This is a genomic window from Carboxylicivirga fragile, assembly GCF_050589805.1.
Lineage (GTDB): Bacteria > Bacteroidota > Bacteroidia > Bacteroidales > Marinilabiliaceae > Carboxylicivirga > Carboxylicivirga fragile.
Map to the genome: position 1 here is coordinate 1 of NZ_JBNGOY010000080.1, position 11,816 is coordinate 11,816.

At 36.3% G+C, this 11,816-nt stretch carries 9 protein-coding genes; 3 read left to right on the forward strand and 6 right to left on the reverse strand.

Translation table 11 applies throughout. The features are described 5' to 3' along the window. Positions 1-88 precede the first annotated feature (88 nt). Both ACRD7B_RS21850 and ACRD7B_RS21855 read left to right on the forward strand, forming a co-directional pair. On the forward strand, positions 89-289 hold the full coding sequence (locus ACRD7B_RS21850) for a discoidin domain-containing protein (RefSeq protein WP_430826796.1): 201 nt from the start codon (positions 89-91) through the stop codon (positions 287-289). A 253-nt stretch (positions 290-542) separates the two neighbouring features. Then, positions 543-1,073 carry a peroxiredoxin family protein gene (locus ACRD7B_RS21855; protein WP_430826797.1) on the forward strand — a complete coding sequence of 177 codons (531 nt, stop codon included), beginning with the start codon at positions 543-545 and terminating at the stop codon, positions 1,071-1,073. 36 nt (positions 1,074-1,109) lie between these two features. Here the strand turns inward: ACRD7B_RS21855 and ACRD7B_RS21860 are convergent, their stop codons facing one another. The 3 genes from ACRD7B_RS21860 to ACRD7B_RS21870 are packed head-to-tail and all read right to left on the reverse strand — an operon-like array spanning position 1,110 to position 5,070. Beyond that, positions 1,110-1,427 (reverse strand): hypothetical protein, encoded by a 318-nt coding sequence (locus ACRD7B_RS21860; protein WP_430826798.1) that lies wholly within the window; start codon positions 1,425-1,427, stop codon positions 1,110-1,112. Beyond that, a complete protein-coding gene (locus ACRD7B_RS21865; protein WP_430826799.1) occupies positions 1,405-2,067 on the reverse strand; it encodes a DsbA family protein in 663 nt (220 codons plus the stop codon). The genes ACRD7B_RS21860 and ACRD7B_RS21865 overlap by 23 nt, the downstream gene beginning before the upstream one ends. A 12-nt stretch (positions 2,068-2,079) precedes the next feature. Next, the gene (locus tag ACRD7B_RS21870) at positions 2,080-5,070 is read right to left on the reverse strand and encodes an AsmA family protein (RefSeq protein ID WP_430826800.1); all 2,991 of its coding nucleotides are present in this window, start codon (positions 5,068-5,070) and stop codon (positions 2,080-2,082) included. A gap of 435 nt (positions 5,071-5,505) precedes the next feature. Here ACRD7B_RS21870 and ACRD7B_RS21875 point away from each other — a divergent pair, with 435 nt between their 5' ends. Then, positions 5,506-7,128, forward strand: coding sequence for a hypothetical protein (locus ACRD7B_RS21875; RefSeq protein ID WP_430826801.1), 1,623 nt, complete (start codon positions 5,506-5,508; stop codon positions 7,126-7,128). Positions 7,129-7,144: 16 nt separating this feature from the next. Here the strand turns inward: ACRD7B_RS21875 and ACRD7B_RS21880 are convergent, their stop codons facing one another. The 3 genes from ACRD7B_RS21880 to ACRD7B_RS21890 form a co-directional block, all read right to left on the reverse strand. Continuing rightward, entirely contained in the window at positions 7,145-7,531 is a 387-nt protein-coding gene (locus ACRD7B_RS21880) for a hypothetical protein (RefSeq protein ID WP_430826802.1), read from the reverse strand. 162 nt (positions 7,532-7,693) lie between these two features. Next, a complete protein-coding gene (locus ACRD7B_RS21885; RefSeq protein WP_430826803.1) occupies positions 7,694-8,761 on the reverse strand; it encodes an alpha/beta hydrolase family protein in 1,068 nt (355 codons plus the stop codon). Between the two features lie 79 nt (positions 8,762-8,840). Continuing rightward, the gene (locus ACRD7B_RS21890) at positions 8,841-11,330 is read right to left on the reverse strand and encodes an endonuclease MutS2 (protein WP_430826804.1); all 2,490 of its coding nucleotides are present in this window, start codon (positions 11,328-11,330) and stop codon (positions 8,841-8,843) included. Positions 11,331-11,816: the final 486 nt, after the last annotated feature.

An 11,816-nucleotide genomic window follows, 5' to 3' on the forward strand; every position in this document is an offset into this window, starting at 1 on the left:
GTTGTAAAATGTTTCGCAAAATCAATTTACAACTTTGAGGGGAAACCTTTAGGGAGTACCCTCATTTTAAAAAATTAGTCGGTCACTAGTGATAAGTAATAATGGCTATGATTGGAGTGAGTTAATGGTGGTAGAATTTGGTAACCTTATTAATGATCCAACGCAGCGCACAGCGTATTTTAATAAAGAAGTAAAAACTAGGTTTATTAAAATTAAGCTGATGGAAGGTGCTGCAGGTAGTAAGGTATTGTCTGTTGCTGAGCTTGGGTTTTTGAAAGCAAGTGATTAGCAAGAGATTTGTAAGTCATTGCTGGTTTAAAAGTTGATTAATAGTATTTTAAATGTGCGACTGGAGTGAATTCTACTGGCAAGATATTAATCTGTTGATTGAAATGATTTCTGCTTCAAATATGCGAATTTTTAATAAGAGATTCGGCTAAAACGAAACCCAATGCTTTGGTACGCTGTACAACAATTGAATTATTGTTATTGTCTGAGTTTAAAAACTCTTATATTCGTTTCAAATAATGGAACTGAAAACTATGATCAAATATATTTACTTATTACTTTTTATTGCTGTTGTCAACCCGTCTATGGCACAAAACTATAAGGTGGGAGAGAAGGCTCCTGATATCATTCAAGTATCACCACAAGGTGAAACAATAGCTCTTTCTTCCTTGAAAGGTAAGTTGGTGTTGATTGATTTCTGGGCATCGTGGTGTGCCCCATGTCGAAAAGAGAATCCACACCTTGTTACTGCATACAATAAATACAAAGACCTGAAATTTAAGAATGGTGAAGGCTTTACGATCTATTCCGTTTCTCTTGATATGAAAAAGGGATCGTGGGAGAAGGCCATTGAAGAAGATGCTTTATCATGGCCTTATCATGTAAGTGATTTAAAAGGATGGCGAAATGAGGCTTCAAAGATGTATGGCGTAAAAGGGATACCAGCTAATTTCTTGATTGATGCAGATGGAGTAATTGTTGCTATGAATCTGCGTGGCGCATCACTCGAAGCGGCACTAAAAAAACAGAAAAAGAAAAGTTGGTGTTTTTTCTGTCCAAAATAGAAATGAGCCAACTCTGTGGAGTCGGCTCTAGTAATGTTATTTGCAAATAGCTGCCGAGCGAGCTTCACTAATTAATCGAATTGAGAGTTTATCTAATTCAATCTGTAATGCTTCCAATTCAGGTCCTGTTATGCTTGCTGGGCAGATAGCTGATGTTAGATCTTCTAAAGAAGAATAACTATTCCCATCGTATGAATACGTACAATTGCCATCGTCGTCGCAGCAGTAGGTTGGACTCAAATCACATATTGGATACTCTTCACAGTATTCTTCAGGATCATCTTCACAGCTGTATAGGCCTATAGTAGCTACAAGTATGACCAATAACGGTTTAATGATTTGTTTTTTGCTCATAATAAGAAGTGTTTTTATTGAGTTCTTTTATTAATCTTTTCAAAAAGGATTTTTTGTTTTTGTACCCCTTAAATTTACGATTATTAATAATAAAAGTTGGGGTGACGTCTAATTTATTCATGTTAAATTGAAGTAAATTAGTTTTTAGATATATGTAATCTTCATTGTTTAATAAGAATTCTGCAAAACTTGGGTTGTCATTGATGAATACATCCGTTAATCCAAAAAACTCTTTTCTATAAATAATATTGTAGTTGTGAAGAAAAAGATCGTGCACCTTACTTGGATTACCATAAAGGTAAAGCCCAATCAGTGTTTGTAGTGCATGATATTCGCTTTGAGATTGGCTCATTGCGAGGGGCTTTAATATAATTTTTACGTCTAAATCTTTTAAAGTTGAGTCGTTAGAAAAGAGCTTGAAATCGTTTAAAAAACGTTGACAATATTTACAGTTGTAATTAAAGAATACGAATATTGTATTACTTGAAGAGTTTTCTCCAACAATGATGTCTGCCTCATTGTGTGATATTGGAAACTCGATATTATTTTTGCTTTTTGAGTTGAAATTAAATAGAACAATAGTTGCTGCAATTGCGATTAGGCAAAAAACTATTATTAATAGTATTCTTTTCTTTTTCATGGAAGAAATAGATTATTCTACACCAGTTTTGTAGTTAATTGATTTAGGATGGAATACTCCTTTTAATCCACCTTCTTGAACAAAAAGCTGAGCACGTATTTGTCTTCTGTCTGAAGATTCCTTCGATTCAGGTTTTATTTTTGTTTCACCATCTTTTATTTGGTACATAGCATATAAAACCATCATACCCTTTGTTTTACCATCTTCTTTTTCTTCTTTTCGTTGTTGTTTCTTTTCGATTCGTTCATTCTTCCCTTTATTCATTAGCTGACTGGTATATAATCGAACATGATGTTGACAATCCTCACCAAACTCTTGTTTACCGTATACATTCACATCCATCGCATTATTAACAATATTGGTTGCAGGGAAATACATGAAGTTTCTGTAAATAAATAATTTCGTATTAATGGTTTGGAATTGGATGTCTTCTAATTCTTCCATGTCATAAAGTTTAGCCATCTCTATCGCCATCTCATGTCCCTTTAGCCTACCATCTTTCAAGGTAATTGTATCTGCGCCTATCATTATAGAGCTCATATCTATAGAGTCACCAATAAATACCATGCTTCCGTCAATTCTTTTGATACTGAGTGTTCCCTTTAATTGTTCATGTGTGATATAGTTATTGCCATAAGCTTTGAAATCGTCGAAATCATTAAGAAGCTGGTAGATGTCTAGGTTGTCTGTTTCATTTTTGAAACTAATTTTGGTTTTATTATCAGAATGTAATTCATACCGAATTGATGTTTTTGTTGATCCGCTAAAGCCATCAACTCTTAGTTTATCAATTATATACAAGCTGTCATTGATGCTGAATAATCCGCCAATATTCTCAAGAACTGCTTTTTCGTAAATTACTTTATCTACACCAAATTTTCCTTTGGCTTCAAAGGTATAATTAGCCAATTCTGGTTCGTTATTATCAGCTTGTGTTGTTGCTGTGTCAGCAGGTATTAGCTCTGATAATTTTGCGTAGTCTATGGTTCCTAATTGAATAAAACCATAGGCATTAATTTTTTCGGCTTGATTTAAAATGTATCCTTTATAAATATTTGTACAACTCGAAGAGTCGGCTGAGAAATCGATGTGGTTAAAACTACCTGTTATATCTTCAAGCGAAATAGAATCATCAGCAAGAAAGAATCGACCATTGAAATCTTCAATATTATACTTCTCATCCCAAGTGGCCACACTTAATTGCTTGGTTTCTACATCGAGCTTACTATGGGTAAATAAAAGTTCCATGGCATCGTCTACGATTGAGTCGGGATTAAAAGACCCTTTTGAATTGATGTCAGCAAGAATATTTCCTGTGAATTTCGAAACCAGAGAGTCGGGAACAAAACTCTTCCAGTCATTTAAATTAATGTCAATAGTGCTATTTATATCATAACTAGGTGTTGTTCCATTTTGGTAATAAGCCATGCCATTAATGTGGCTTGAGTTAGCATTGAACGAAACGGTATCAACTTTTAATGCCATCGAATTGAGTTCGCTTAACTTACCTTCGAAGCGTCCTTCTATGGCAGATGGATGAATTTTAAGATCATAGCTCGGAAGAAAACATGAGAGGTTTTTTATATCAAAGTTCTGATCAGAATAGGATAGAGTGCCATTCAAATTAGACACTTGGTTGATGGAATCCATAGCAATGTTGACTTGCTTGAGTTGAAGATCAAGCATTGTTGTTTTTAATAGTCTATCCACATAGTCCATTGAAAATGTTTGAGGCATTCGGCCACTTGTTCGAACCGATGCAGTAAGCATACCTGATAAATCCTTTACCAAACTATCCGGAACATATGTTTTAAATTCACCTAGGTTTAATTCAAGCTGGCTGTTTAATTTAAACTTAGGTAGATCAAAATTTTCTACAGTAGCTACTAGTTGAACTTTGCTTTCATGTGTTTCAAATTTAAACTGTTGTATGTCCACAACAGATGTTGCCATATTACAGTCTTTGCCGTTGCTGTAGTTTAGGGCAAGTTCTAACTTCGATATTTCTGGATAGTCTTTTGTTTTAACCGAAGCATCTGAGATGTTTACCTTGAGATCTATGTTGGGAAGAATAGAGTCTAGCAAGGCTCCTTTTATGTCGGCACCAAGAGTAACTCGTCCGCCAATGGACTTTATGCTATTTTCTTCTTTAATATCTTCTGGAATATACTTTTGAAGTTGAGCCAGATTTAATTCGGTGTCATAAATATAAAGTTCACTTTCAAAGTGATCGTCGAGTTTTATTTTTCCTTTGATGGCAAATTGACTGTCATCTGTATTAATTCTTAAGAAACCTAGCTTAAGCAGCTTGTTGAGGTAGTTAATGTCAAAGTCAATTTTTGCTACTTCAAGCAGGTGAATTGGCGTGTTTGGGAACTGACAATTACTGATACTTGCTTTACCAATTAAATTGGCACTTGTAATATCCTTATTAAGCTTAGCATCGGCTTGGGCATGATTTAAATGAAATTGAGCTTTAGTTTTTGAGCTTTCGTCTTTATAGATACATGTAATGTTGTCTAGCTCCAGGCTTTTGAGGCTTAAATTAATTGAGGAAGGTGTTGTGTCAGTTTCTGTTGTTTCAGGTTCACTGATAAGAAAATCGATATTTGTAACACTATCCTTGTTGATTGCATAAAGTAAACAGCCACCTTTAAGTTTTATTTCTTCAATATTTATGATGTCGTCTAAAAGTGGCAGAACTTGTATTGAAAGGCTCGCCTTATTCAAGGTGATTATTTCCTCGCTCAAGTCATTAGCACTGTCCTTATAAGCCTGCTTTATGCTAACATCTTCCAATTCGATACTTGCCAAAGGAAAAGCATTAATCAATGAAAAATTGACATTACCAATATTAATATCAGCATTTAAGCTTTTGTTGACATGCTGAAGTGTTTTTTTTGTAATAGTATTCTCAGCAAACTCAGCAATTAAGATAAGGGCAAGTAGTATTGTGAAAATCGTTAAAAGCAGGTAAGCAAGTATTTTAAGGCTTAACTTCATCTATTTTTGGTTTTAATAATCTTATCTATGTTGAACGGTATACGCATGCAACAAATAAATTTAATGAATATATATGGATGCTTAATGCAGATTGCTAAAAATACATGTTTTTATGCCTTTTTTCTGTATTTGTTGCGATAAAACTTGACATGGCATTAATCATGTTGTACATTACTCTTGTCCTGGGATGACGATTACGCATACGAGTGAAGCTTGGGATTGAAAAGCTGCTGTGCCTCGCTATAATAAGGGTACGAGGATCCTGGCAAAGCATTGTCAATATGGATAACGAGAGATACAATGGCTTTTCACCCTTTTTCCACTTTTAAGAGTGGATTTTTTTTGTTCTTAACTCTATCGAAACATTCCAACACACCGCCCGTATAGTTTGCTTTTACGGAAATTCCTATATTCGTAAAGCTTAAACCAATTATCATGATATTGCGAAGATTAACATCCCTATTTTTATTTAGTATATTTCTTCAATTCTCAGATGCGCAGTTGCAGAGCCATTATGAGGATTATGCATATTCTCCGTTTGATAGAGTTGTCTATCAACCTGGAGCTGATATTCATAGTTCTTTTCGTCAATATCGAATGGATGAGTTGAATGAATTGACCAATGTTGACTCTTTGTTGTATGATGGATTAAGAGTGCCCTCTGGTCATTTGAATTTTTGGAAGCGCATTTTTCATGACGACCTTTTGAAATTAGATAAGGATGACATTAACATTGTTGTTAATCCGCTTTTTAATTTTGAAGGAGGAAAGGAAAATATTGAAGGCATAACAACCTATACCAATACGCGAGGTTTATACATCAAAGGAAATATTGGTAAGCACCTTCATTTTTATACTGATTTTGTCGAGAACCAAGCTGTGGTGCCCAATTATATTGATGAGTTTGCTAACACATTAAATGTGATGCCAGGTCAGGGGCAACGAAAGAATTACAGTACCAATGGTCATGATTATGCACAAGCTACAGGATATATAGCTTTTGATTTCGCCAAGTACTTTAGCTTTCAATTGGGTAATGGCAAGCATTTTATCGGAGATGGGCATCGCTCATTATTATTATCTGATGTGGCTTTTAGTTATCCATACGTAAAACTAAGTGCTGATTTTTGGAAGGTGCGTTATCAGGTCATTTATAATAAGATGTTGCACTATGATAAGGAAAAAGATGGTGATGACTATCGATATCCCGGTAAATATGGCGTATTTCAATATTTGGATTTTAACATTGGAAAACGAGCGAGTATTGGATTATTTGCCAGTGTAGTTTATGCCGAAGATGACACCACAGGTCATCGGGGCTTTGATATGCATTATTTAAATCCGGTTGCTTTTATGCGCCCTGTTGAGTATGCCATCGGTTCGCCCGATAACGTGACCATGGGTTTTAATGCGAAATACATTGCTGCCAAATGGTTGACCTTTTATGGACAATTTGTACTTGGGGAATTTAAGGCCGATGAGGTATTTGGTCAAACGCAGTGGTGGGCTAATAAACAGGGGTTTCAGTTAGGTGCGCGTACTTTTAATTTATTCGGAATTAATAACTTGGATGTTCAATTAGAATATAATCAAGTACGTCCGTATACGTATTCGCATTATACCTCCATATATGCCTATGGCCATTATCAACAACCTTTGGCTCACACATTAGGAGCTAATTTTAAAGAAGGGCTGGGAATATTAAAATACCGCTATCGCAGATGGCTATTCAAGGCTGAATTAATGGCCACCGAATATGGCGATGACTATGGCGATGGTATTAGTTGGGGTAAGGATGTATTTATGCCCAATACACAGCGGCCATTGGATGAGAATGATGTTGTAAGAGATTATGGACACTACATAGGACAAGGCTTAAATACGAAAGTGTACAATGCAGATCTTAATGTTAGTTTCCTGATTAATCCGCGTAACATGTTTAATGTAACAGCTGGAGCACGAGTTAGAAAACTTAGTAATGATGAACGTGTTCAAGATACACAGCATTTTTATTTTGCGATACGCACTTCAATAAAAAGTATTTACGATAATTTTTAGAAAACCAGGAAGGTGTTTACTCACCTTCCTCTTCGGCCTCTGCTTCTTCTCTTTGGTGAATTTTCTCTTCATCCGCTTCTTCCTCGGCAATGGCTTCTTTTAAATAGTCAACGTCGGCGTGTTTTTGAGCATAATCCTCTTTTACATTACTCTTAAGATTTCCATCTTCGTTATAGTCAACATCTTCTTTAATGAGTTGTTCTGCCTCAACTACACTCATTTTTACAAGGTAATATCTGTCATCAGTTTCGAAGGGAAGTGCGCTAATTATTTGACCATCCTTGTACGAGAATGTGATAAGGCTATCACTGAAACCATAAGGAAAGCTTAGCTTTATTTGTTCCTGTATGTGAACATCAAGCTTCTTGTAATCTTTAATTACTCTTGGTTTGTTATTGCTCATGATAATTCGTTTTGGTGAAAAATTACAATGAGATTTTTAAATACGGGTTAGAGTAGGATTAAATGATTAATCATGTTTCGTTAAGATAATAAATTATTCGCCTAGCGAAACATGATTTTAGGAGTTTTTTGAAATATTATACTTCTTTTATCTTTTGGGATATTAAAATTTATAACCTGCTTTTTGGATGTCTTGTATTGTTTCAATTGGCTTCGAGGGCTTTAAAAACTTAGCCATGTGTTTATATATTTTCACCCTAATTTCTTTAGCTTTTTTCGTATCCATTCGATCAAAAGAATGACCTCCCGGAACATCCTGATAGATTTCGTAATCAAATTTCTTATTGTCTGCTTTTAATGATTTAATCAGATGTTCCACCTCAAGTACATGCACATCATTGTCGTTAGTGTTGGTGTGGATCAGTAGGGGAGTGTTCTGAAATCTTGCAGTATTCCAGGCAGGAGAACGACGCCTATATTCCTCTACATTTTCGTGAGCTGATTTGCCAATGTGATAGTCGGCCTCGTATAAAGCTCGGTAATCATCCTCGTAATAACCCATGCGAGAAACCAGGTCACTGACTGGTACGCCTGCATAGGCAACAGCATAATCATTGGGATGATCAAAGATATTGAATAAGGTGATCAAACCACCATGGCTCCATCCCATTATCCCAACTCGATTAGCATCCAGAAAATCGTAGTTCTCAAGCATGTAGTTTTTACTTGCAAAAACATCTTCTACTTCCAGTCCGCCATAATCAATCTTTTCAAAATGACCTTTGCCATAACCAGTACTTCCCCTATATTCAGCGGCTACCACCACATAACCCTGGCTTACTAATTCGCGAACAATATGTGTGTAATAGGTGGTGAAATCGGCATGTACACCACCATGTGGTAATACCATTAAAGGATATTTCTTTGAGGTGTCAATGTTTTTGGGGAAGAACAAATAGGACCAAAATTTAACAGGGTTTCCGGCACCAAGAGCAGTTGGATTTTTTTCTTTCCACAGTGGTGGTCCATACATATACACCTTGTCAACGTGGGCAATATCGCCAACCCGTTCGTGCCACATGAGGTCATCTACCATTTTTTCGAGGCGATCTAAGCGATGCTGTAAATTTGCATCTTTTGAATTAATGAGCTCAATGGCTTCATTGGTTTGGGAGTATCCACTCAGGCAAAATGCACAAAAGAATATCCAAAGAATAAACTGTTTCTTCATTGTTGATGGTTTTTAGTTGTACCAAGTAATGAAAAAAGCAGCTTACTGCAAAATGATAGCTAATCTTCGATAAGTATTTCTAACCCAATTCAACAATGGTGATGCCTGTTCCTCCGTCCTGTAAATGTGCATCTCTAAATGACTCAACAAAAGGTATGGTTGCCAACTGTTCACGTATCATGATGCGCAGAATACCGTTGCCCTTACCGTGAAGAAGGCGTACTTCGGAAACTTCACACATAATTGCCTCGTCAAGAAAATTAATAACCTTTTGAATGGCTTCTTCAGCTCTCTGGCCACGCAAATCAATTTCTGGTTTAAAGGTTAATTTGCGATCCCTAATTTTTTCGTTGACATTGGAAATGCTTTGAAAACTTTGATTGGATTTATTTTTAGCGCTTCCTTGTTGTTGCATTTTTTCTAAGCGATTAACCTTAACCTTGGTTTGAATGTGTCCAAAAGCCACCGTTGCGTCTTTACCATTGGTTGATAATACTTCCCCTGGTTGCGATTGTCCGGATAGTTTTACCATGTCGCCTTTTTCAATGACAACTGGCGCTTTAAGCTTTGGTTTAACTTGTTTCTTACTTACTTCTTTTTTAGCCGGCTTTTCCGACTTGCGTTTCTCTCGCTCTTTTATTTGTCGGATCTTACGCTCAATGGCTTCGTCGTTTTCATCATTAGAAGTGGCTTTCTCTTTATAAACATCCAATTTCTGACGAGCTTGCTTTGTTTTTTCTTTCTCTGCTTGTGTTTCTTTGATGGTTCGGATAGTATTTTCTATCTCTTTATTGGCATTCGAAAGTAATGAGTTGGCTTCAATTTTAGCTTTCTCAATAACTTCCTTACGTTCTTTCTTTATACCTTGAAGCTCAAGTTGATATTTTTCTAAAGTTTCGGCTAAACGCTTTTCGTTGATGCGAATGGTATTACGCTTTTTCTCCCAGTAGCGTTTATCGCGTACTATTTCACGGAGGTTCTTATCGTAATCAACATGTTCCTGACCAATTTTTTCCTTGGCACTGCTGAGAATATTTTCGGGTAAGCCAATTTTGCGAGCAATCTCAAAGGCAAAGGATGAACCGGGCTGAGCTATTTGTAATTTATATAAGGGCTGTATACGACCAGTGTCAAAGAGCATAGCTCCGTTCTCGATACCTTCGGTTTGCGATGCTAAATGTTTCAGGTTGGTATAGTGCGTTGTAATCACACCATACACCTCTTGTTGATTCAGTTGCTCTAACACACTTTCGGCAATGGCACCACCCAGCATTGGTTCTGTACCTGTTCCAAATTCATCAATTAGTATAAGCGTATCCTTCTTGCTATAACGCAAAAAGTGTTTCATATTGAAAAGGTGAGAGCTGTAGGTACTCAAGTCATTTTCGATAGATTGTTCATCGCCAATATCGATAAAGATATCTTTGAAGAAACCCATCTTTGAAGCTTCGAGCATGGGAACTAAGCAGCCGCATTGAAACATGTATTGAACTAATCCAACTGTTTGAAGACAGACTGATTTACCACCAGCATTTGGTCCGGATATCAATAATAAACGTTGTTTAGGTCCGCTCAGCTCCAGATCAAGTGGCACAACTTCCTTATTGACCTCCTTGTGCTGGAGAAATAATAATGGATGTACACTTTCCTTCCAGTTCATTGCCTGCTTGGCTGAGTACTCAGGAAGAGTTGCATCTATTGTAATGCCAAATCGGGCTTTGGCACGAATAAAGTCAATATTGCCCATGAATCGATAAGTCAACAGTAACTCTTCAATGTAGGGGCGAATAATATCCGCTACTTCAATTAATATGCGCACCACTTCACGGCGTTCAGCATATTCAAGTTCTCGAACTTCGTTATTGATTTCCACAACTTCGGCAGGTTCGATAAAAGAGGTTTTTCCAGTGGCCGATTCATCTTGTACAATACCATTAATCTTGCGTTTGTGAGCCGCAGGTATTGGAATAACAGCTCTTCCATCGCGAATAGAAACAGATACATCGGATTCGACAAAGCCATCTTTTTTAGCTTTCTTAAGTATGGAACTTAAGCGACGCGAAATACTGTTTTGCTTATTGAATATTTCTTTTCTTATTCGTCCTAATTCGGGCGAGGCATTGTCTTTTAGATTTCCAAACTTATTAAGAATTTGTTCGATCTTATCCTGAAGGAAAGGGAAGACGGCTACTTCTGCAACCAATTCTTTTAGCTTAGGATAATCCTCTGCATCTTTTTTATTGAAGAAGCGGCAAATATCATTTATGGTATTTAACGATCGCTTTAGGTCGAATAATTCCGACTCTTCCATAAAACGTCCTTCTGTTCTTATTCGTAGAAGAGCCGCACGAACATCAATAAAGTAATTAAGTGGAAAGTTTTCTTCCTCCAGACAGATTTTTTTGAATTCGAAGGTTTGAAGAAGAAAGAGGCTCATGGTATCAAAGTCTGTTTCATACTTCATTTCGTCAACCATTTCCTTCCCCAAGGAGCTCATGCAATTATTCTTGATGAGTTCACGGATTTTGGTAAACTTTATCTTCTCTTCAAAACTTTCTGGATATATCACTTTGGTACTTTTTTTGCAAAAATAATAAAAGCAAGGTGGAATCATAAACGAATAGTGCGGGATCGTAGTAATTACCTCTAAAAAATCAAATAAAGAAATGTGAATAAAGGTATTTTAATTTTCTGGAAATAATTAATTGCTCAAGCCGCATGGCTCCCACTTTTTTTAAATAAATCGGATTTTTTTGTCCTTTATCTATTGACAAGACTTTATTCTGACCTTATTTTTGTTGCTCAGTCTAATACAAACGGCTCTCCTGGTCCCCAAATAATAGAAACATTCGGATGTGTGTGAGGTTTAGGTTAGAATTTTTTTCTTAGAATGTTTCTCGCCTGTCTCCCAAAGACAGGCTTTTTTTTGTGAAATTTTACGGATGTCCAAAAGCTAATTTCGGTCATCGAGCATTCTAAGATAAAAACAAGTTTTTAGCAAGATAATTTCACAAATGGCTCTTCTCTATATGCTACGGCAAATATTCGAAGAACT

What these genes read in the sequence shown, in the direction of transcription:
- ACRD7B_RS21880 (WP_430826802.1), bottom strand. Translation starts at nt 7,531, where the DNA reads ATGAGCAATAACAAACCAAGAGTAATTAAAGATTACAAGAAGCTTGAT.
- ACRD7B_RS21885 (WP_430826803.1), bottom strand. Translation starts at nt 8,761, where the DNA reads ATGAAGAAACAGTTTATTCTTTGGATATTCTTTTGTGCATTTTGCCTG.
- ACRD7B_RS21865 (WP_430826799.1), bottom strand. Translation starts at nt 2,067, where the DNA reads ATGAAAAAGAAAAGAATACTATTAATAATAGTTTTTTGCCTAATCGCA.
- ACRD7B_RS21875 (WP_430826801.1), top strand. Translation starts at nt 5,506, where the DNA reads ATGATATTGCGAAGATTAACATCCCTATTTTTATTTAGTATATTTCTT.
- ACRD7B_RS21860 (WP_430826798.1), bottom strand. Translation starts at nt 1,427, where the DNA reads ATGAGCAAAAAACAAATCATTAAACCGTTATTGGTCATACTTGTAGCT.
- ACRD7B_RS21870 (WP_430826800.1), bottom strand. Translation starts at nt 5,070, where the DNA reads ATGAAGTTAAGCCTTAAAATACTTGCTTACCTGCTTTTAACGATTTTC.
- ACRD7B_RS21855 (WP_430826797.1), top strand. Translation starts at nt 543, where the DNA reads ATGATCAAATATATTTACTTATTACTTTTTATTGCTGTTGTCAACCCG.